Source organism: Glycomyces arizonensis DSM 44726 (assembly GCF_000482705.1).
GTDB classification, from domain to species: domain Bacteria; phylum Actinomycetota; class Actinomycetes; order Mycobacteriales; family Micromonosporaceae; genus Glycomyces; species Glycomyces arizonensis.
The window spans coordinates 113,883-135,496 of sequence record NZ_AXWO01000002.1 but is presented as its reverse complement, the minus strand read 5'-3'; the positions used below and the strand labels follow the sequence as shown (position 1 = coordinate 135,496).

The window sequence follows — 21,614 nt, the reverse complement described above, 5'->3', positions numbered from 1 at the left end:
CAGGTCAACACCACCCGCAGAGATCGACCCACCCGTATGTCACGACCCGTTCACATATCAACCATTAACGGACACAAGCTATGTCAGGAAGCGCTTCCACCGCTTGACGCGTGTGCGGGTGGCGCGCGCGAAGCCGGTCGCGATCCGGCCGGCCGCCTCGGCGTCGGCCGCGTCCACCGAGCCGGGGGCGAACGCCGCCTGGTTCACCAGGCGCGGCAAAGCGTCGATCCCCACCTCTACCAGCACCGACACCTGCGCGGCGGCCTCTTCGGCGGTCGCGTGCGGCTCGACCTTCACGCCCGCGCGCGCGGCGGCGGCGAGCACCTCGGCCCACGCCCCGGCCACCCGCTCGGCGGGCGTCCCGCGAGCGAGCCTGCGCCGCTGCCGCAGCCGCCTGCGGGCCTTGAGCGCCAGCGGGACGCAGGCGAGGGCGAGCGCGCCGAGCGCCCACCACACCCACGCCGGGATCCGCTCGTCCTCGGCCCCCGCCGCGGTGTCGAAGTCGCCCTCGTCGTTCTCCAGCGCCGGGTCGTTGTAGTCCTCGCCCTCGCCCTCGCCGGCGGAGTCCTCGGGCTCGGTGGTGGGCTCCTCTTCGAGCTGTTCGAGGGTCTCCTGCGGCGGGATCGGCACGACGCCCTCGGCGGGCATCGGGTCGAACGGGACCCAGCCGACGCCGTCGAAGGCGATCTCCGGCCAGGCCAGTCCCTGGGCGGCGGTGACGGTGGAGGACCCGCCGGGCACGTCGAAGCCGACCACGACGCGGCTCGGCAGGCCGACGAGGCGGGCGATGATCGCGTACGCGGCGGCGAACTGCTCGCTGGTGCCCCGCTGGCCCCCGGCCTCGACGGGCGACTCCAGGAAGAATCCGAGCGCGGGATAGTCGTGGCCCGAGGGCGCCTCGGCGTCGAAGGCGTAGTGCTCGCCGAGGAACGCGGCCAGGCCCTGCGCGCGCTCGTACGGCGTGTCGTAGGTGGTGGTGATGTACTCGGCGATCATCGTCATGATCTCAGGGGCGCCGGGCGGGACGGCGACCGTGGCGGGGTCGGACAGGTCGACGCGGGCGCTCTCGGCGCTCGCCGGATCGACGGTGAGGAGGTCGGAGTCGACGCTGTAGCGGTCGCCGGTGGCCAGTCCGTCGGGCGTGAGCAGGCACCGCGTGTCGAGGTTGACCGCGATCTTCATGTCGGTGACGGTCGAGGGGTCGGCGACGGCGGGCACGAGCTTGCCGCCGAGTTCGATGATCTCGACTTCGGCCGAGAAGCCGCCCTCGCCCGAGCCGGGCAGCACCGACCCGGCGGTGCGGAAGTCGCCGCCCGCCTGCCAGGTGACGCCGTCGTACTCGTCGAGGACGGCCAGGCGCATCGTCGCGTCGCCGTCGAGGTCGGCGCGGAACAGCTCCTGCTCGGGGTATTTGGCCCACTCGGCGATGCGGACCAGCGGGTTGAGGTCGATGTCGGTCAGCTGCGGCGGCTCGACCAGCTCGCGCGGGTCGCCAGGGCTCGTGGTGACCAGCCGCGTCGCCATCGGCGCGAGCGCGGCGACGGCCGCGAGGAGGACGGTCGCGCCGATCACCGAGCCGATCATCGTCGCGCTGCGGCCGGGGACGCCGCCGTCGACCTGGGCGTCACGGTCGGGCCGCCTGCTCGGCGGCGCGGAGGTCGCGGCCAGCGCGATCCCGGCGACGACGCAGTAGGCGACGGTGACGGCGATCGCGGGCCCGGCGTTGGGGCCCACGAGGTAGAGCCCGGCGGCGTACAGCAGCGTCGGCGGCAGGCAGCCCAGCAGCGTCCGGCCGTAGCGGATCGCGAGCTCGCACGCGAGCGAGGCGGCCAGCCAGGTGAGGAAGACGGGGACGCCGACGGTGTCGGGCGCGGGCTCGACGGGGATGAGCGCGGTGAGCGTGCGCGGGACGGCGTTGACGATCGCGTCGACCACGACCTGCGGCAGCGGCTCGTTGCCGTCGCCGGTGAGCGCGAACGAGCCGAGGAGGTAGGCGGCCAGGCCCCAGAACGAGACGGCCGCCGAGAGCCAGGACGGCTTGTTGCGCAGCAGGAATCCGATGGCGAAGGCGGCGAGGGCCGCCCCGGCGGCCAGGCCGGTGAGGACCATGCCGTGGTAGACGCGGGCGGCGACGGTCCCGGCCAGGGCGCACAGGACCGTCAGGCACACGGCGACGGCGGCGACGCGGAATCGGTAGCGGTTCAGCCTCACAGGGACGTGCCTCCCCCGTCCCAGGCCGCGGCGAACTGCTCGCCGTCGGCGGCCCTGAGGAAGGGCAGGCCGCCCACGAGCGCCGCGGAGGTGGGCAGGTCCGGGGCGAGGTGCACGGCGATGACCACCGGATAGGCGCGTTTGAGGGCCGCCAGGCGCGCGGTGGGCGGCTCGGCGCCGGTGATCCACACCAGAGTGTCGCCGAAGCGGCCGGAGGTCAGGCGGGCGACGTAGGCGTCGAGGGACTCGGCCGCGTCGCAGGCGAGCTCGGCGAGCAGGTCGCCGTAGGCGTCGCGCCCGGCACCGGAGACCGCGCCGCCGGAGGCCGGGACGAGCGCGGCGTGGTACTCGGCGCGGAAGCAGGCGGTCAGGATCGAGTAGGCGGCCTCGCAGGCCGCCTCGAAGGCGTCGGGGCCGGACGCCCTCGGCGAAGCTTGCGAGCCGTCAATTTGCCAAGCTTCGGGCCGGTCGTCGAGGGCGACGACGACGGTCGGCAGCGAGGTGTCGACGTGCTCTTTGACCATGAGCTGGCCGATGCGCGCCGAGGTGCGCCAGTGGACGTGCCGCAGCTCGTCGCCGATGACGTACTCGCGGAGCGAATGGAACGTCAGCGAGCCCTGCTCGACCTTGTCGGCGGTGCCCTCCAGGGACCTGGCCAGGCCGTCGGGGGTACGGGCGAGGTTCCACAGTCGGGGGTGGACCCACAGCCGGGCGCTCGGCCCAAACGAGCCGGCGGTGGCCGCGAGCCCGAGGATGTCCCTCTTGCCGATCCCGAGCGGCCCGGCGTCGACGACGCCGCGCCGCTCGGCCGTGATCGGGTAGGTCGCGTTCGCGGACTTGCCGGGCCGCAACCGCGCCAGCGGCACCGCGACGCGCCTGGTGGCGTGGGTCGGGCCGCCGTAGGCGTCGACGGCGCGGGCGTTGACCGCCCGGAAGCGCCCGGTGTTGCGCACCTCGAGCGCGACGGTGGCGCTCTCCCCCACCGAGACGCGGTCGGGCTGGATGCTCCGGTCGACGTCGAGGCTCGGCTTGGCGGCGATGACGCTGGCCGCGGCGACGCAGGCGAGCACGGCCGCCGCGCCGATCGCGACGAGCTCGGGGTAGCCCCACTGCCAGCCCGCGAGCAGCAGCACCGCGCCCGCGGCGGCCAGGCCGACCCCCCGCGCCGTGACCGGGACGGCGCGGAGGAACTCCAGCCGGTTCATGCCGCCGATGCGGGCAGCGGGACGGGGACGGACTCGAACACGTCGGCCACGACTCCGGCCCCGGTGGCGCCGCGCATGGCCGCGTCCGGGGCCAGCTGGATGCGGTGCGAGAACACCGGTTCGGCGAGGGCCTTGACGTCCTCGGGGATGATGTAGGTGCGGCCCTGGGAGAGCGCGAAGACCGCGGCGGCCCGGGTCAGCGCGATGAGCCCGCGCGGACTGACTCCGACCGCGACCTGCGGGTGCGTGCGGGTGGCGTTCGCCAGCTGCACCAGGTAGGCGTAGAGCGGATCGGCGATGTAGACGTACTTGGCGAGCTCGGCCATCTGCGCCACCGTGTCGGTGTCGACCACGGCCGGGATGCTCTCCGGGGAGCGCTGGTGCGTGCCGCGCAGGACCTCGATCTCGGCGGCCTCCACCGGGTAGCCGACCGAGAGCTTCACCAGGAAGCGGTCGAGCTGGGCCTCGGGGAGCCGGTAGGTGCCGTCCATCTCGACCGGGTTCTGGGTGGCGACGACGACGAACGGGGACGGGACCGCGTGCGGGTGGCCGTCGACGGTCACGCGGCCTTCTTCCATGACTTCGAGGAGCGCCGACTGGGTCTTCGGGCTGGCCCGGTTGATCTCGTCGGCGATGACGATGTTGGCGAACACCGGCCCGGGGTGGAACTCGAAGCCGCCCGAGGCCTGGTTGAAGATCGTGACGCCGGAGACGTCGGAGGGCAGGAGGTCCGGGGTGAACTGGATGCGGCGCCACTGGCCCGAGACCGCCGAGGCGATCGTGCGGGCCAGCGTCGTCTTCCCGGTGCCGGGCACGTCCTCCAGGAGGATGTGGCCCTCGGCGAACATGGCCGTCAGCGCCAGGCGCACCACTTCGGGCTTGCCGAGCACGACGGTGTCCACCGCGGCGGCGAGGCGCTCGAACGTCGACGCGAACGCCTCGGCCTGCCCGGCGTTGAGCGTGACCGGCTGCTGCATGGCCCTGGGGACCTTCAGCGGGTGGGTCTGCTCGGTGTCCATCGTTGCTCCTGCTAACACTTCGGGAGATCGCCGGTCGAGTTCGCGCCCACGCCGTTGATGTCGAACCACGCGAACGGGATGTAGCTCCTGGACTCGTAGTTGATCCTGATCCACTTGTTGGTCGCGTCCTTGTGGGAGTGGTAGTCCTGGTAGCGGGTGCCACCGCCGACCACCTGCTGATCGGGTCCGCGCGGGGTGATCTTGATGCCGGTCGTCCAGCAGAGGGCCTCGAAACTGTCGCCGCTCTGTCCGTGTCCTTGCAGGTCGGTCTGCTGGGTGTTGCCGTGGATGCCGATGCCGTCCGGGTTGTTCTGGCAGTAGACGAGATCGCTGGGGCAGTCCCAGTGGACCTTGCCGCTGATGACCTTCGTCGACACGGTCCCCGCATCGGCGTTGTCCGAACCCACGGGGTTCTCGACCACCACATTGAAGTAGTCGTAGTCGTGTGATGCCAGCAGGCCGGTAGCGGTGAGGCTGTCGCACGGGCCGGAGTCGACGGGGCTCTTCGTTCCGTACAGGTAGCAGGTGGCGTCGCCGCCGCCGTCGTCGGCGACCACGTTGAACGTGATCGAGGTGGGCGTCGACGAGGTGCTCTGGATCTGGACCGAGGGCTTCTTCATGGTGTTCGAGGTGGTCGTGGACGGTTCGGACTCCCCGGCCTCGTTCACCGCGGTAACGCTGACGGTGACCTCAGCGCCGTCGGCGAAGCCGTCCAAGCGCACCTTCGTCTTGTTGGAGACTTCCTTGGTCTGCTCCCCGGCCCGCACGATGTACTTCTGGATCGCGCTGCCGTTGTCCTCAGGCTGGCTCCAGGTCACGTCGATCGACCCGGCCGCGTCCGAGGCGGTCTCGGCGAGCAGGTCGGTTGGCGCCTCGGGGACGTTGAACGGGACCACCGACTTCGACAGCTCCGACGGCGCGGACGCCGCCGCACCGGCCAGGGTCGTGACCGAGAAGGCGTATTGGACGCCGTAGGTCAGCGTGTCCTCGGGCACCACGAACGTGGTGCCGTCGGACTGGCCGACCACGCGGCGATCGCCCTCGCCGGTCACCGCTTCGACCTGGTAGCCGGTGACCTCGTTGCCCTGGCCGTCGGCCTCGTCCCAGGTGACCTCGACGGTGCCGTCGGGATTGGCGACGGCCTCGGGCTTGCCGACCGGGTCGGGGACCTCGGCCGATGGTGTGATCGACGGCGAGGTGGCCGTGTCGCCCGGTCCGTACTCGTTGTAGGCGGTCACGGTGAACGTGTAGGCCTCGCCGTTGGCGAGCCCGTCGATCTCCAGGACGCGCTGGCCCGGGGCGATCTCCCACGAGTCGTCGGCGCCTTCGATGACGTACTTGGTGAGCGCCGAGCCGTTGTTCGGGGCGGCGTCCCACGACAGGTTGATCAGGCCGTCGCCGACGGTCCCGGCCAGGTTGGTGACCGCGCCGGGCGGGCCGACCTCTTCGCCGCCCTCGCCTTCGTCGCCGTCTTCGCCCTCGTCGCCGGAGCCGTCCTCGTCGTCGTCTTCGGGCGGGGCGTTGCCGCCGAGGATGTCGTCGCGGTCCTTGGGGGCGAGGCGGGCGTCGCCGTCGGAGGAGATGACCACGGCGCTGTTGGTGTTCACGGCGTTGGCGAACAGGGTGTCGCCGGTGTGGTAGAGCTCGATCGGGCCGCCGCCCGCGTCGATCTCGATCTGGTCGAGCTCGTTGCCCTCCAGGTCGTAGACCCACACGATCCCGGCCGCGCCGTCGGGGACGTAGACGCGCTCGTGGAATTCGAGCGAGGCGCCGAGCAGCTGCGAAGAGCCCGCGGCGATGTCGAAGCGCCGGGCGTCCTCGTCGTCGACGGTGATGACCGAGGGCGGGTCGGTGACGGTCACGGCCGCGATGGTGCCGGGGCTGGTCTCGGCGGTCTCGGTCGGGCCGAGCAGTTCGACCCCGGTCTTGTGCCTGCTGCCGTCGCTGCGCAGCGTCGTCATCTCCTGCGCGGTGGAGTTGAGGACGGCGACGCCGTCGCCGAGGACGGTCAGGGCGAGTTCCTGGCGCGGTTCGGCCACGACCTCGGTGGTGACGGCCTTGGCGCCGGACTTGCGCGGCTCGATCTGGACGATGGTGCCTTCGCGGGGGACGCCGACCCACAGCTTGCCGTCGGCGTCGAAGGCGCCGCCGGTCAGGCCCGGCGGGAAGGACAGGGATTCGCCGATCTGCTCGAGGGTGGTGGGGTCGACCTGGCTGACCACGCCCTGCGTCTGGTCGACGATGAACGCGCCGTCGTCGTGGAGGGCGACGCGGACGCCTTCGCCGGGGACGGTCTCGGCCGAGCCGGTGAGCGCGAGGGTGGCGAGGTCGATGGCGCTGACCTGGCCGGTGGCGATGTTCCGCAGCAGCAGGTGGGTGTCGGTCTGCTCGATCTGGACGGCGTTGCCGGCGGCGTCCTCGACTTCGAAGCGGGCGTCGGTGGCGGCGGTGAGCCCGTTGACGCGGGCGATCTCACCGGCCGGGGTGGTCCACAGCCACAGGCTGGCGTCTTCTCCTTGGCTCTCACGGCTGAAGGCGCCGGTGCCGAGGAGGGTGGCGACCAGCGCGCCGACGAGCACGACCGGGAGTCCAACCGCGATGAGGAGGCCCTTGACGTTCAGTCGTCGGGCATCGGAGTTGAGAGTGGTCATTGTTGAGGCGGTTCCTCTGCGGGATCAGCTATGGTCAGGGCGCTTGAGCGCGGGGGCTCGGCTCCGGAGGGGTCGATCGTGTCCCAGAGCCGTCAGCACATGGGGTTGAGCCTAATTCGCCCGCGCAACCCGTACCAGGGTGCCAATGTCACAAGAAGGTCTCAGAGGCGGGTAGCCCGGAGTGGGACCTGCCTTATGCGGGCGGCGCGCTGCGCGCCGCCCGGCTGTTTCAGACGGGACAGATCTCCAGCAACGACTCGAGCGGCTCGAAGTCACGCGGATTCCTGGTGTAGAACGGCAATTGATTGCGTATCGCGATCGCTGCGATCATCATGTCCGGCACGTACTTGCGAGGTTTTCGTCCGGATTCTTGGATCAGGAGGTAGACGGAACCATAGGTTTGCGCTGAGATCTCATCGAATGGCAGCGGGTTGCGAAAGATCCGCTGAGCCCAGTTGAGCATCTGCTGTCGCTGGGCTTGTTTGAGCGCATTGTTGCGGGCGGCGCTGGGGCCGGCGTGCAGTTCGGCCAAGGTCACTGTGCTGATCGTCCGATATCGGGGCAGCAGTTCATCGCCCAGCTCTTGGTAGTCGATGACGACCGATGTGTCGAGGAGGCCGAACTCGTGCTGTGACTCGGCCTCAGGCATTGCGCTCATATGGGTCACGGAATTCGCTGTCAACGACCTCGTCAAGATCATGGCGGAACTCGTGGAAGTCGATCTTCGGCAGTCCGACCGCGCTGTTCCGCATGACCTCGGCGGAGACGAAAGGACTTTCGTCCACGAGCGGCGTCAACCGTGCGATCGGCGTGCCGTTCCTGGTCACGATGAACTCCTCGCCCTGTTCGGCGGCACGGAGGATACTTCCGCTCTCATTGCGCAGCTCTCGTTGAGTAATGGTGCGACTCATGCACTCAAGATACCACGATGTGCTCCACGATGCTACGACACGGGAAGTAGGGCGGCGCGCGTAGCACGCCGCCGCTGCTCTGTTCTTTATGCGGCCTCGCCGACTTCGAGGACGCCGGCCCGGCGGTCCCTGCTGACCTCGGCGAGGTGCAGGAGGGCCATGGCCACGTCGGCCTGCGCGAGTTCGGCGGGCGTGTAGACCGGCGCGTCCATGCCCGCGGCGGCCTCCCTGACGGCCAGGGCGGACTGGGTGAGCCGGCCACTGGCGGCGATGACGGGCAGGCCGAGGCCCCGCAGGTGCTGGGCCCCGTAGCGGGCGCCCGCGGCGTCGGCGGCGGCGAGGACGACGCCGTCGACGAGCTCGCGCAGCACCGGGTACTCCAGCAGCGCGGAGGTCTCGGTCTGGAGGATGCCGTCGGCGATCTCCATGACCACGGCGTCGACGTCGCAGGCGGCGGCGTGGTGGTAGAGCGTCTGGGCCAGCTCGGCGAGCTCGGGGACCGGGACCCCGGCGGTGGTGGCGTAGCCGCCGTCGGTGAAGTCGGCGGCCACGGCGGCCCCGGCGTCGCGGAACATCCACGGGTCGCCTCCGGCGCCGGTGCCGGTGACCTTGATTCCGGCGACGCGGCGTCCGGACCTGGTCAGGCCGCGGATGACGGAGGCGGCGGTGGTGCTCTTCCCGGCGTTCATGGAGGTGCCGACGACGGTGATGACCGGCGGGTGGTCGCCGAGGCCGAACGGGTTGAGCACGGAGTAGCGGCGCAGGTCGAGCGGGACGCCTTCGCGGTCGGCGAGGAGGCCGATCGCTTCGAGCGCGGTCGGCGGGGCCATGTCGGCGTGGCGGCCGATGACCTTCCCGGCGACGCCGCCCGCGGCGACCAGTTCGACGCCGGTGAGGTCTGCCGGGACGGCGGCCTCGTACTGGTCGGGGGCGTAGCGCTCGCCGAAGGCCAGGAGCAGTTCGTCCCCCGGGTAGATGACCGACTTGCGTCCTGATCCGAGTTCGAGCCAGTTGTGGTGGCCGATGGCGTCGACCCGGGCGGCGAGGATGTTGCCGGGGCGGGGCGCGCATCCGTCCACCAGCGTGAGCCCGGCCGCGGCCGGGTCGACGTGGCGGACGGTATAGGCGATTTTCAATCGGGACACGAGGTCGCCGGGGAATTCACTGATGCGCATGCACACTCCTAATAGGACAAAAAGGGGACGACGATCACGCCCCTGTTCACGGAAGACACAAACGGTCAGATTTCGAGACCGTGGTGGCAGGCTGCGAGCGCAGCGCTGTTGATGAGCGAATAGTACGGTCTGCGGTCGGCCTTTGTAAAGAGCGGATCAGGTGAATGTGCAAAGGCGTCTAGACGGCGCCTCGGCAAGGGGCCGGTTCCCGCCTCTGAGCTGCGGAGACTACAGCTCGCGGCGGCGCCCGGCGACGGCGCCGACGACGATCACGGCCGGGTGGTTGGTCTCGGCCCGACCGAGCGAGTCGAGCGTGCAGGCGCGCACGGTCTGGTTCTTGGTCGTGGCGTTCTCGACGATGCGCACCGGGCTGGCCGCGTCGCGCCCGCCCGCGATGAGCGCCGCGGCGATCGCGTCGCGGTTCTTGACGGCCATGAGCAGCACGAGGGTCCCGTTGGAGGCCGCGAGCGCGTCCCAGTTGACGCGGCTCTTGGGGTCGCCGGGCGGGACGTGGCCGGTGACGACGGTGAAGTCGTGGACGACGCCGCGCTCGGTGACGCTGATGCCCGCGGCGGCGGGCCCGGCGATCGAGGAGGACAGGCCGGGGACGACCTGCACGGGCACCCCGGCGTCGAGGCAGGCATCGAGCTCTTCGGCGCCGCGGCCGAAGACGAACCCGTCGCCGCCCTTGAGGCGCACGACGAACTTCCCGGCGAGGGCGCGCTCGACCATGACCGCGTTGATCTGCTCCTGCGTGGTGTGGCGCCCGTAGGGCAGCTTGGCGGCGTCGACGATCTCGACGTCGTCGGCCAGCAGGTCGAGCAGTGCTTGGGGGGCGAGCCGGTCGGAGACGACGACTTCGGCCCGGCGGAGCAGTTCGAGGCCCCGCAGCGTGATGAGGTCGGCGTCGCCGGGCCCGGCGCCGACGAGGGCGACCCCGGCCGGGCGGGAGTCGCGGGTGCGGGGCGCGTCGATCTCGCCGGAGCGCAGCCGTTCGGCGACGGCGTCGCGGACGGCGGCGGCGCGGGCGGGGTCGCCGGAGGCGGACACGGCGACGCTGACGCCGTCGAAGGCGGCGCGGGCGAGCGTCCAGGCGCCCGAGGCCTCGGCGTCGTCGGCGCGGACGCACCAGACGCGGTCGGCCTCGGCCTCGGCGGCGACGGCGGCGTTGACGGCCGGGTCGTCGGTCGCGGCGAGGACGAACCACGCGCCGGCGGTGTCACCGCTCGCCCAGGGCCGCCGTTCCCATTGGAGTTCGCCGGCGTCGGCGTAGTCGCTGAGGGTCGTGGTCACCTCGGGGGCGACGAGCCTGACGAGCGCCCCCGCGTCGAGCAGGCGGGGAATGCGCCGGGCGGCGACGGTGCCGCCGCCGACGACGAGGACCGTCTTGCCGCGCAATCGCAGGCCAACCTCGTAGATCGACACGTCTGCCTCCTCCACTCCGTGCAGCTGAGGACAAGCGTAAGCGGCATCCGTCGCTTCCATCTAACCGGCACGTTGCGGGTCTGTTACGTGTCACGAGGAATTCTCACGCCTCGCGGCGCGGCGCCCGCGCGCACCGCCATGCGCGCCTTCACGAAAGCTTCGCGGACAACCGTGAGTTTTTTCACCTTCCGTCGTCGGTGTGACCTAGGGTGGATACATGCGCGATCGATTCCGCCCGCGGCAGATGACCGGCTCAGGCACCAAAGGCGCCGGCGGTCCGAATTCGCGCGCCGAGGGTGCCTACGCCCTGCTGCGCACCAGCCTGCTGTGCGGGCTGGCGCTCGCCGCCCTGCTGTTCCCGCTGGTGGCGATGGGGGGATTGAGCGCCAAGGCCGGGTTCGACGCGATCGACGTCCTCTCCGAGGAGGTCGCCGAGACCGACCCGCCGCTCACCTCCTATGTATACGCCGCCGACGGCGAGACGCTCGTCAGCCTGTTCTACGACGAGTTCCGCCGCAAGGTGAGCCTCGACGAGATCGCGCCGGTGATGCAGCAGGCGATGGTCGCGGCCGAGGACATCCGCTTCTACGAGCACAACGGCGTCGACTACCGCGGCATCATGCGCGCCGCCGTCGCCAACCAGTCCTCCGGCGGGGTCGAGCAGGGCGCCTCGACGATCACCATGCAGTACGTCAGGGGCGCGCTGCGGCTCAACGCCGACTCGATCGACGAGGTCCTGGAGGCCACCGAGGAGACCGCCACGAGGAAGCTGCGCGAGGCCAGGCTCGCGCTGGCCGTCGAGGAGCAGCTGACCAAGGACGAGATCCTCGAGCGGTACCTCAACCAGGTCTACTTCGGGCACAACGCCTACGGGATCTTCGCGGCCTCCCAGGTGTACTTCTCCAAGGACCCCTCGGAGCTGGACGTCCAGGAGGCGGCGATGCTCGCCGGGCTCGTGCAGGCGCCCTCCGCCTACGACCCGATCACCTCCGACCAGACCCAGGCGCTCCAGCGCCGCAATTGGGTGCTCGACCAGATGGTCGAGATCGGCTACCTGTCCAGGGGCGACGCCTCGGAGGTGCGGGACCTGCCGATCGCGCTCGACACGTCCAACCCGCCGAACTCGTGCGTCGGCGGCGACGAGCCCAACCCGTACGGCTTCTTCTGCGACTACTTCCGGCGCTGGTGGCGGGCCCAGGACGCCTTCGGCGACACCCCGGCCGACCGGGAGAAGGAGCTGCGCCAGGGCGGCTACACCATCATCACCTCGCTCGACCCCGACCTCCAGGACCTGGCCGACGGCACGGTCAACGAGGCGGTGAGCAAGCACAACCCGCTCGCGCACGGCGCGGTGGTGATGGAGCCGGGCACCGGACGCATTAAGGCGCTCGGGCTGAACCGGACGTTCTCCTACGACCAGTCGAACAACGGCCCGCACTCCAACCCGAGCTTCGGCGACCGGAAGGGCAACTACCCCAACACGGTCAACCCGGTGCTCGGCGGCGGGGAGACCGGCGGCTACCAGGCCGGTTCGACGTTCAAGGTCTTCACCATGCTCGCGGCCCTCGACGCGGGCTATCCGCTCAACCACCACATCTACTCGCCGAACCGCGTCGTCACCAGCTTCGTCACCGGCGGCGGCTCGGCCAGCTGCGGCGGCCACTGGTGCCCGAAGAACGGCAACCCGTCGATGTCCGGCGACCGCACCATGTGGTCGGGCTTCGGCATGTCGGTCAACACCTACTTCGCGCAGCTGATCGACCAGGTCGGGGCGGGCAAGGCCGTGGAGATGGCCGAGCGGATGGGCCTGAAGTGGCGCAGCGAGGGCGATGCGTACTACGCCTCGGAGGAGCACCGCGACGGCTGGGGGCCGTTCACGCTCGGCGTCTCCGACGTGCAGCCGATCGAGATGACGAACGTGTTCAACACGCTCGCGGCCGAGGGCGAGTACTGCGAGCCGATACCGGTGATGCGGGTCATCGACCCGAAGGGGCAGGAGCTGGAGGTGGCCTCGCCGCGCTGCCATCAGGAGCTGGACGTGGACGTCGCGAGAGCGGCCACCGACGCGGCCCGGTGCGTGACCGAGAAGCAGCGCAAGGGCGTGGACTGCGGCGAGTGGGGCACCTCGCGCGTCGTCGGCGAGCTCGTCGGCGACCGGCCCGTGGCCGGCAAGTCCGGCACGACCGACGGCGACCGGGCCTCGTGGTTCCTGGGCTACACGCCGCAGCTGACGGTGGGCGCCTTCATGGCCGATCCGGACTACATATTCAACGCCGTGGGGCACTCGAACTCGGTGATCTCGAAGGAGACGGTCGGCACGATCCTCCACGGCGCGCTGAAGGACGAACCGGTGGAGGACTTCACGACGCCGTCGAAGGAGATCCAGTTCGGGGACGACTGACCGGCTCGGCCTCGGTATCGGGGTCGTCCTCGTCTTCGTCCTCGGGGCCGGGATCGGCCTTGTCGTCGCCGCGCAGCTCGCGGCGGACCAGGACCACCCAGCCGACCGGGATCATCACCGCGAACAGCGCCCACTGGACGGTGTAGGAGTAGTTCTGCCAGGCGCGGAACGAGGGCGTCTGAAGCGGCTGGAGGCCCTCGGGCGGTTCGAGCAGGCCGATCCAGGCGCCGCGCAGCTCGTAGCCGAGATGGGGGCCGAGCTGGTCGAGGCTGAGGCGCCTGCTGGAGAGGACGCCGTCCTCCTCGGTGACCTCGCCGCCCGAGGGCTCGCTCTCGAAGACGCGGCCGACGACGGTGGTCGCACCGGCGGGGGCGGCCGGGTGGTCGGGGACGTCGCCGGTGGCGCTCCGGGCGATGAAGCCGCGGTTCACCAGCAGCGCGGTGCCGTCGTCGAGGATGAGCGGGGTGACGATCTCGAAGCCGTTGACGCCGTCGTTGGTGCGCGCGCGCAGCACGATCTCGTTCGCGGGGTCGAAGGTGCCGGTGGCCTCGACGAGCGTCCAGCGGTCGTCGTCGTCGAGCGCGGCACCGGCGGCCAGGACGTCGTCGAGCGCGGCCGGGTCGTCGGCCGCCTCGATCCTGGCGTTGGCCTCGGCGCGCTGCTCGGCGCGACCCCACTGCCACTGCGACAGCAGCGCGCACACCACCACCGCGCAGATCGCGGCGGCGGTGAGCCCCAGCCAGCGGGCGGAGGCCAAGAACCGATATCGCTCCAACACGCCGCCGAGTCTAGTCCGGGCCTATCATTGCCTCCCATGAGCGATGTCGTGAATGCGGTGCGCGCCGCGATGCCGGGCGTGCGCGCCGACCTGGAGCAGCTGGTGCGGATCCCCGGGATCGCCTTCGACGGGTTCGACCACGAGCCGGTCCGCCGGGGCGCAGGCGAAGTGCAGCGGCTCCTGGCGGAGGCCGGGGCCGCCACGGTCAGGCAGGTGCGGCACGACGGCGGGCAGCCGAGCGTGCTGGCGCACTTCCCGGCCCCCGAAGGGCAGCCGACGGTACTGCTGTACGCCCACCAGGACGTCCAGCCCGTCGGGGACCTGGCGCTGTGGCGCCAGGACGACCCGTTCGAGCCGGTCGAGCGCGGCGGGCGCCTGTACGGGCGCGGCGTCGCCGACGACAAGGCCGGGGTCATGGCGCACCTGGCGGCGCTGCGGGCCCACGGCGGCAGGCCGCCGGTGGGCGTGAAGCTCCTCATCGAGGGCGAGGAGGAGTTCGGCTCCCCCACCTTGGAGGCGCTGCTGCGCGAGTACCGCACCGAGCTGGCCGCCGACGTCGTGGTCATCGCCGACTCGACGAACTGGCGCACCGACGTCCCGGCGCTCACCACGTCCCTGCGCGGGGTGATCAACGTCTACGTGGAGACGGCGGTGCTGACCGGCGCGGTGCACTCCGGCATCCACGGCGGGGCCGTCCCCGACGCGCTGACGGCGCTGTGTCGCCTGCTCGCGACCCTGCACGACGACGAAGGCGACGTGGCCGTCGAGGGGCTGGTCTCGGGCGAGGCCGCCGAGCTGGACTATGACGAGGAGCAGCTCCGCGCCGAGGCCGGGATGCTCGGCGGCGCCGAGTTCATCGGGAGCGGGCGGCTGACCGACCGGCTGTGGACGAAGCCGACCGCGACGGTGCTGGGCATCGACTGCCCGGGCGCGGCCGAGGCGGCGAACGCGCTCCAGCCGACGGCGCGCGCGAAGGTCTCGTTCCGGCTGGCGCCGGGCGACAGCGCCGCGAACGCGGTCAAGGCGGTCCGGGAGCACTTGGAGGCGCACGCCCCGTGGGGCGCCGAGGTGCGGATCGCGCCGGAGGCGGGCATGGGCGACCCGTGCGTGATCGACTCGACGGGCCCGGCGTTCGACGCGGCCCGTGCGGCGTTCGCCGAGGCGTGGGAGGGGACGGCGCCGGTGGAGATCGGCATCGGCGGCTCGATCCCGATGATCGCCACGTTCCAGGAGCTGTTCCCCGAGGCGGCGATTCTGGTGACCGGCGTGGAGGACCAGCTGTCGAACCCGCACGGCCCCAACGAGTCGCTCGATCTGGTCATGTTCGAGCGGGTCTGCGTCGCCGAGGCGCTGCTGTTGGAGAAGCTCAGGCGCTGAAGGGCTCCGGCGGGGCGCTGCGCCGCGGAGCCCTCAGCGTCGTCTCAGAAGCTGTCGCGGAGCTTGCGCAGCAGCTTGGCGAGCGGGTCGCCGGAGGTCTCGAAGACGTCCTTGTAGGACTTGGCGGCGGCCTTGGCCTCGGCGGAGATGGAGGCGTCGGCGTCGCCCTCGCGCCTGGGGTAGTCCCCGGCGAGGTATTCGCGGTACTCGCCCTCGTCGATCCACTGCTTGAGAGAGGCGGCGCGGGCCACCGAGAAGTCGTGGCTGCGCTGCTCGAGCAGCATGAGCTTGAGGAAGCTGTCGCGAAGGTCGCCCGAGGTCTCGAACTCCCCCGCCTGCGCCAGGAACGCGGCGGTATCCACATCGGACAGATCGCCGCCGCCGGCCATCTTGGCCATGACGCGGATGGCGGCCGCGGGGTCCTGGACGGCGAGCGCCCCGGCGCGGTCGGCCGAGAGCTCGGACTTGCGGCTCCACTCGGACAGGGCGGCGGTGATGACGCGCAGGCCGACGACGCCGACGGGGATCCACGCCACCGAGGTGGTCAGGCGCAGCAGCACCATCAAGAGCGTGCGGTACAGGCCGTGCCCGGACAGGGCGTGGCCGAGCTCGTGGGCGAGCAGGAAGCGCAGCTCGGTCTCGTCGAGGACGTCGAGGGAGCCGGAGTTGACGACGATCATCGGCTTGTCGATGCCGATGCACATCCCGCCGAGGTCGGGGTTGCGGGTGATGTAGAGCTCGGGCAGCTCGCCCTCGACGTCGAGGGTGGCGGCGACGGAGAGATAGGCCTCGTGGACGCGCGCGTACTGGTGGCGGTCGACCTTGATGGCCGAGCCGAGGAAGGTCAGGCGCAGGGCGCGCTCGGAGACCAGGCCGGAGAGCTTGCGGAGCACGATGTCGAAGCCGCGCAGCTCGCGGAGGGCGACCAGCGCTCCCCGGTCGGCCGGGTGCTCCCAGGCCCTGGTGGAGATGCCGCGCAAGACCACCGGTTCCCGGGGCGACTCGCGTGGCTCGACTGGACCGCCGCTGGGGGTGGATGGCTGCTGGTCGGACATGCCCGCTCCTAACCGATCGTCTGAGGCCAGTGTGACACAACGTCCCCACCCGGTGGCCTCGCGCCATCTCCGGCGCCCGATGCCGTTCGGCCCGAGCGGGAGCCGCAGTGGCGTCATCGTGGTCCTGTTCCGGCTCGCCAAGGGCCGCAAGCGTTTCCCGAGCGGAGGCGAGCGTCTTCCCACTTTGGCCTTGGTAACAACTTGGCGACAACACGCGGCGCGGCGCTTGACACTCGCGCGGGGGGAGACTATCCATTGACTTGGGTCAGCAATTCCGGGGCGTCGTGAAGAATCATTTGGGGTGTTCTTCCGACGCCCCGTATCCGTGTGCCCGCCGTCGGCGGGTATTCTTGCGCTGGCGCGGCGTCCGCATGAAGACCCCGCCGGGCGCCAGTAGCTCAGCTGGATAGAGCACCGGACTTCTAATCCGACGGTCGCAGGTTCGAATCCTGCCTGGCGCGCCATGCCCGCAGGTCAGAGCACCATCGGCGGGCCATTTTGCTGTCCGGGGCGGTTCGGAGCGGCGCTGGTCGCACTCCCCCTGCGGAACGCCGCCTCGCCGAGCCGGTCCGCCTCGGCTCCCGGCCCCTGCTCAGGCCTCCCGAAACCCTCGGCGGGCATCGCTGTGCGCGTCCGGCGTTTGCCGCGGGCGAATCGGGGTATCGCCCGCGTCCGCACAGGAACGATGGAGGCGCTTGCCATGCAGGACCGCGAAGCCCGCGACAGCAAAGACCGGCAACTCGACCGCGATCGGGCCGTCGATGACGACCAGGCACTGACGACGCAGCAGGGCGTCAGGGTCGACCACACCGACGACTCCCTCTCCGCGGGCGAGCGCGGCCCGACCCTGATGGAGGACTTCCACGTCCGGGAGAAGATCACCCATTTCGACCACGAGCGCATCCCCGAGCGCGTCGTCCACGCCCGCGGGGCGGCCGCCTACGGCGAGTTCAGGCCCTACGACTCCTGGCTGTCCGAGTACACGGCCGCCTCGTTCCTCACCGACCCGGGCAAGACCACGCCGGTGTTCGTCCGGTTCTCCACCGTCGCCGGGTCCCGCGGCTCGTCCGACACCGTCCGCGACGTGCGCGGCTTCGCGACGAAGTTCTACACCGAGCAGGGCAACTACGACCTCGTCGGCAACAACTTCCCGGTGTTCTTCATCCAGGACGGCGCGAAGTTCCCCGACTTCGTCCACGCCGTCAAGCCCGAGCCGAAGAACGAGATCCCGCAGGCCGCCTCCGCGCACGACACGCTGTGGGACTTCGTGTCGCTCCAGCCCGAGACGCTCCACACGATCATGTGGCTCATGTCCGACCGGGCGCTGCCGCGAAGCTACCGGATGATGCAGGGCTTCGGCGTCCACACCTTCCGCCTGGTCGACGCGGCCGGGCACGGGACCTTCGTCAAGTTCCACTGGACGCCCACGCTCGGCACCCACTCGCTGATCTGGGACGAGGTGCAGAAGGTGGCGGGCGCCGACGCCGACTACAATCGCCGCGACCTGTGGGACGCCATCGAGGCCGGGGCCTTCCCCGAATGGGAGCTGGGCGTGCAGCTCGTCCCCGAGGAGGACGAGTTCGCGTTCGACTTCGACCTGCTCGACGCCACCAAGATCATCCCCGAGGAGCAGGTGCCGGTCCGGCCGGTCGGGAAGCTGACGCTCAACCGCAACCCCGACAACTTCTTCGCCGAGACCGAGCAGGTCGCGTTCCACACCGCGAACGTCGTACCGGGCATCGACTTCACCAACGACCCGCTGCTCCAGGCCCGCAACTTCTCGTACCTGGACACGCAGCTGATCCGCCTCGGCGGCCCGAACTTCGCGCAGCTGCCGGTCAACCGGCCCCTCGCCGAGGTCCACAACGACCAGCGCGACGGCTACGGCCAGCACCGCGTCCACACCTCGGCGACCTCCTACAGCAAGAACTCGATCAGCGCCGACTACCCGCATCCGGGCGAGGCGGGCTCCTACACGCACTACACCGAGAAGGTCGAGGGGACCAAGATCCGGGCGCGCGCGGAGAGCTTCAAGGACTTCTACAGCCAGGCCACGCTGTTCTGGAACTCCATGACCAAGGTCGAGGCCGAGCACATCGTCGCCGCCTACCGGTTCGAACTCGGCAAGGTCACCGACCGCGACATCCGCGCCCGCGTCGTCGACCAGCTGCGCCACGTCGACCTCGACCTGGCCTCCAGGGTCGCCGAGGGCATCGGCGTGCCGGCCCCGACCGAGGCCGGCAGGCCCAACCACGGCCGCAGCTCCCCGGCGCTCTCGCAGCTGACCGATCCGGTCTACTCCTGCGCGACCCGCAAGGTCGCGATCCTCGCCGCCGACGGCGTCGACGGCGCAGGGCTCGCCCGCCTCGTCCACTCCCTGCGCGAGCGCGGCGCGATACCCGAGGTCATCGGCATCACCGACGGGACCATCCGGGCCGCCTCCGGCCCCGACGTCCAGGCCGACCGGGCACTGCCGACCATGGCCTCGGTCCTGTACGACGCCGTCGCGGTCCCGTGCGGGCCCGACAGCGTCGCCGCGCTCGCGCGCGACGGCCGCGCCGTCCACTTCGTGACCGAGGCCTACAAGCACGCCAAGGCCGTCGCCGCGTTCGGCGCTGGCCGCGATCTGCTGCGCGCCGCCCGCATCGACACCGACTACGCCGATGGGGCCGAGACCGTCGACGACCAGGGCGTCGTCACCGTCGCCTCGCACGGGGCCGAGCTGCCGAAGGCGTTCATCGACGCCTTCGCCGACGCGATCGCCGCTCACCGCTGCTGGTCGAGGCGCACCGAGGGCGTCGCCGCCTGAAGCGCGCGACTCCGGAGCGGCGAGCCGCTCCGGAGTCGTGTTCGCTCCCGTGGAGGTCAGAGTTCTTCGAAGGTGACGCCCACGACGCCGGTCTGCTTGCTCAGCAGGGCGGTCAAGTCGGCCATCGCGCCCCTGCCGTGCAGCGTCAGGACGGTGCTGCGCTCGTCGCTGTCGTGGTCGCGCTCGGCGCTGATCTCGGTGACGGTGAAGCCCTGCTCGGTGCAGGTGGCGAGGGCCTCGGTGAGCGCGCCGGTCGAGGTGTAGTGCAGGCGCAGCTTCCCCGAGTGCTGGGCGTGGCGGGCGATGACGCGCTCGATCGGGTTGAGGCCGGTGACGACGGCCAGCTGCAGGACCGTCACGACGGCCGCGAGCAGCGGGAGCCCGGCGGCGCAGGCCATGCCGATGGCGGTGGTCACCCAGATCGAGGCGGCCGTGGTCATGCCGAACACGAGGTTGCGCTGGATGAAGATGACGCCCGCGCCGAGGAAGCCGACGCCCGCCACCACCTGGGCGGCGATGCGGGCGGGGTCGACGCCGGGCGTCCCGGCGGGAACGTCGCCGAAGCCGAAGCGCCCGGCGGTGACGAACAGGGCCGCGCCCACGGCGATGAGCGCGTGGGTGCGCATCCCGGCGGCCTTGCCCTGGTACTCGCGCTCGGCGCCGACCAGGACGCCCAGCACCATGGCCAGCGCCATCAGGCCGAGCTGCTCCCAGAAGCCCATGTGCGTTCCCGTCTTTCCAGTCTCTCGGGCGCCGGAGAGCGCGCCCCCGCCGCTAGCCGCGGCCGGGCATCATCCCCCCGACCTTGGTCTTGGCGCCCTGGACGAACACGCGCCAGGCGTCGGGATCGCCCTTGAGCAGGGCTTCGGTGGTCGATGTGATCTGCGAGAGGGTAGCGTGCGGCGGGATCGGCGGCACGGACGGGTCGCAGCGGACGTCGAGGACGACGGGCTTGTCGGCCGCGAACGCCCGATCCCAGGCGCCCGCGAGATCGGCGGGGTCGTCGACGGCGATGCCTTCGAGGCCGATGGCGAGCGCGAAGTCCGCGTAGGAGATCTGCGGCAGCGACTGCGACTCCTCGAACTTGGGCGCGCCGCCCAGGGCCCGCAGCTCCCACGTCACCTGGTTGAGGTCGCCGTTGTTGAACACGCACACGACCAGGCGCGGGTCCTCCCACAGCTTGCGGTAGCGCCCGGCGGTGATGAGCTCGGCGAGGCCGTTCATCTGCATGGCGCCGTCGCCGACGAGGGCGACGGCCGGGCGCCTGGGGAAGGCGAACTTGGCGCCGATCGCGTACGGCACGCCGCAGCCCATGGACGCGAGCGTCCCGGACAGGGACCCGCGCATGGTGCCGCGCATCTTGAGGTTGCGGGCGTACCAGTTGGTGGAGGAGCCGGAGTCGGCGGTGACGACGGCGTCCTCGGGGATCCGCAGGGACAGCTCGTGGACCACGCGCATGGGGTTGACCGGGTGGGCGTCGAGCATGGCCTGCTTCTCGAGGGTGTCCCACCAGTCGGCGACGCCCTTCTCCACGGCCTCGGCCCAGCGGTGCCTGGAGCGGCGGTCGAGCTTGGGCAGCAGCGCGGCGAGCGTGGCCTTCGCGTCGCCGACGAGGTTGACCTCGGTGGGGTAGCGCATCCCGATCATGGCGCCGTCGCGGTCGATCTGCACGGCCCCCGCCTGCCCGAACTCGGGCAGGAACTGGCTGTAGGGCATGTTGGAACCGACGATGAGGAGCGTGTCGCAGTCGCGCATGAGCTCGTAGCTGGGGCGCGTGCCGAGCAGGCCGATCGAGCCGGTGACGTACGGCAGCTCGTCGGGCAGGACGTCCTTGCCGAGCAGGGCCTTGGCCACCCCGGCGTCGACGGCCTCGGCGACGAGCATGAGCTCCTCGGCGGCGCCGCGGGCGCCCTGGCCGGCGAGGATGGCGATCTTCTCCCCGGCGTTGAGGATCTCGGCGGCGCGGTCGAGGTCGCGCTCGTCGGGCGTGACGCGGGCGTGGTCGTGCGTGGGCTCGGAGGAGGGCACCTGCTTGAACTCGTGCTCGGGCGGGCGGTACCGTTCTTCTTGCACGTCGCCGGGGATGATGACGGCGGTCGGGGCGCGGTGGGCCTCGGCGGTGCGGAAGGCCCGGTCGAGGGCGATGGGCAGCTGCTCGGAGACGTTGACCTCGGCGAGGTACTCGGAGGCGACGTCCTTGAACAGCGCCTGGAGGTCGACCTCCTGCTGGTAGGCGCCGCCCATGGCGCTGCGGGCGGCCTGGCCGACGACGGCGACGACGGGCACGTGGTCGAGTTTGGCGTCGTAGAGCCCGTTGAGCAGGTGGATCGCGCCGGGTCCGGAGGTGGCCATGCAGACGCCGGTGCGGCCGGAGAACTTGGCGTAGCCGACGGCCTCGAACGCGGACATCTCCTCGTGGCGGGACTGGACGAACCTCGGATCGTTGCCGGCCTTGTCGAAGGCGGCGATGATGCCGTTGATGCCGTCCCCGGGGTAGCCGAAGACCTGTTCGACGCCCCATTCGCGGAGCCGTTGGAGGATGTAGTCGGCGACTGTCGCGGCCATGGCGGGCCTCCTTGGATCGCTGCGTCCGGAGC

Annotated in this window: 15 protein-coding genes and 1 tRNA gene; 4 read left to right on the top strand and 12 right to left on the bottom strand. The window is 71.1% G+C overall.

The features are described 5' to 3' along the window. Nucleotides 1–78: 78 nt before the first annotated feature. The 8 genes from H613_RS24120 to cobA all read right to left on the bottom strand — a co-directional run bounded on the left by H613_RS24120 (nucleotide 79) and on the right by cobA (nucleotide 10,597). On the bottom strand, nucleotides 79–2,211 hold the full coding sequence (locus H613_RS24120; RefSeq protein WP_051392891.1) for a transglutaminase TgpA family protein: 2,133 nt from the start codon (nucleotides 2,209–2,211) through the stop codon (nucleotides 79–81). Next, a complete protein-coding gene (locus tag H613_RS0103320) occupies nucleotides 2,208–3,416 on the bottom strand; it encodes a DUF58 domain-containing protein (RefSeq protein WP_035735929.1) in 1,209 nt (402 codons plus the stop codon). Before H613_RS0103320 ends, H613_RS24120 begins: the two co-directional genes overlap by 4 nt. Then, complete coding sequence (locus H613_RS0103315; RefSeq protein ID WP_026922682.1) at nucleotides 3,413–4,393, bottom strand: AAA family ATPase; 981 nt, start codon at nucleotides 4,391–4,393, stop codon at nucleotides 3,413–3,415. Before H613_RS0103315 ends, H613_RS0103320 begins: the two co-directional genes overlap by 4 nt. A 53-nt stretch (nucleotides 4,394–4,446) precedes the next feature. Then, the gene (locus H613_RS24115) at nucleotides 4,447–7,086 is read right to left on the bottom strand and encodes a fibronectin type III domain-containing protein (protein WP_051392890.1); all 2,640 of its coding nucleotides are present in this window, start codon (nucleotides 7,084–7,086) and stop codon (nucleotides 4,447–4,449) included. A gap of 229 nt (nucleotides 7,087–7,315) precedes the next feature. Then, on the bottom strand, nucleotides 7,316–7,735 hold the full coding sequence (locus H613_RS0103305; protein ID WP_026922681.1) for a type II toxin-antitoxin system VapC family toxin: 420 nt from the start codon (nucleotides 7,733–7,735) through the stop codon (nucleotides 7,316–7,318). Beyond that, the gene (locus H613_RS24110; protein ID WP_035735926.1) at nucleotides 7,728–7,997 is read right to left on the bottom strand and encodes a type II toxin-antitoxin system Phd/YefM family antitoxin; all 270 of its coding nucleotides are present in this window, start codon (nucleotides 7,995–7,997) and stop codon (nucleotides 7,728–7,730) included. Before H613_RS24110 ends, H613_RS0103305 begins: the two co-directional genes overlap by 8 nt. Before the next feature lie 86 nt (nucleotides 7,998–8,083). Next, nucleotides 8,084–9,172 carry a hypothetical protein gene (locus H613_RS24105; RefSeq protein WP_051392889.1) on the bottom strand — a complete coding sequence of 363 codons (1,089 nt, stop codon included), beginning with the start codon at nucleotides 9,170–9,172 and terminating at the stop codon, nucleotides 8,084–8,086. Between the two features lie 228 nt (nucleotides 9,173–9,400). Beyond that, a complete protein-coding gene (gene cobA, locus H613_RS0103290) occupies nucleotides 9,401–10,597 on the bottom strand; it encodes a uroporphyrinogen-III C-methyltransferase (protein ID WP_026922680.1) in 1,197 nt (398 codons plus the stop codon). A gap of 217 nt (nucleotides 10,598–10,814) precedes the next feature. On the opposite strand from cobA, the gene H613_RS24100 reads away from it, so the two are divergent. After that, nucleotides 10,815–12,998 (top strand): transglycosylase domain-containing protein, encoded by a 2,184-nt coding sequence (locus H613_RS24100; RefSeq protein WP_245598450.1) that lies wholly within the window; start codon nucleotides 10,815–10,817, stop codon nucleotides 12,996–12,998. Here H613_RS24100 and H613_RS24095 read toward each other — a convergent pair. Further along, nucleotides 12,958–13,776: an SURF1 family cytochrome oxidase biogenesis protein gene (locus H613_RS24095; RefSeq protein WP_084546294.1), complete on the bottom strand. Its 819-nt coding sequence runs from the start codon at nucleotides 13,774–13,776 to the stop codon at nucleotides 12,958–12,960. The two genes, H613_RS24100 and H613_RS24095, sit on opposite strands and share 41 nt — an antisense overlap. 36 nt (nucleotides 13,777–13,812) lie before the next feature. Between H613_RS24095 and H613_RS0103275 the strand changes: the two genes are divergently transcribed. After that, nucleotides 13,813–15,153, top strand: a complete 1,341-nt coding sequence (locus H613_RS0103275; protein ID WP_035735923.1) for a dipeptidase — start codon at nucleotides 13,813–13,815, stop codon at nucleotides 15,151–15,153. Nucleotides 15,154–15,197: 44 nt separating this feature from the next. Here the strand turns inward: H613_RS0103275 and H613_RS24090 are convergent, their stop codons facing one another. Beyond that, the gene (locus H613_RS24090) at nucleotides 15,198–16,208 is read right to left on the bottom strand and encodes a M48 family metallopeptidase (protein ID WP_051392886.1); all 1,011 of its coding nucleotides are present in this window, start codon (nucleotides 16,206–16,208) and stop codon (nucleotides 15,198–15,200) included. A gap of 387 nt (nucleotides 16,209–16,595) precedes the next feature. On the opposite strand from H613_RS24090, the gene H613_RS0103265 reads away from it, so the two are divergent. After that, nucleotides 16,596–16,672, top strand: a tRNA-Arg gene (locus H613_RS0103265). A 236-nt stretch (nucleotides 16,673–16,908) separates the two neighbouring features. Next, on the top strand, nucleotides 16,909–19,017 hold the full coding sequence (locus tag H613_RS0103260) for a catalase (RefSeq protein ID WP_026922678.1): 2,109 nt from the start codon (nucleotides 16,909–16,911) through the stop codon (nucleotides 19,015–19,017). A gap of 56 nt (nucleotides 19,018–19,073) precedes the next feature. On the opposite strand, the gene H613_RS0103255 is transcribed toward H613_RS0103260, so the two are convergent. Further along, nucleotides 19,074–19,739 (bottom strand): MgtC/SapB family protein, encoded by a 666-nt coding sequence (locus tag H613_RS0103255; protein WP_026922677.1) that lies wholly within the window; start codon nucleotides 19,737–19,739, stop codon nucleotides 19,074–19,076. A 52-nt stretch (nucleotides 19,740–19,791) separates the two neighbouring features. After that, nucleotides 19,792–21,582 carry a thiamine pyrophosphate-requiring protein gene (locus tag H613_RS0103250; RefSeq protein WP_026922676.1) on the bottom strand — a complete coding sequence of 597 codons (1,791 nt, stop codon included), beginning with the start codon at nucleotides 21,580–21,582 and terminating at the stop codon, nucleotides 19,792–19,794. Nucleotides 21,583–21,614 lie beyond the last annotated feature (32 nt).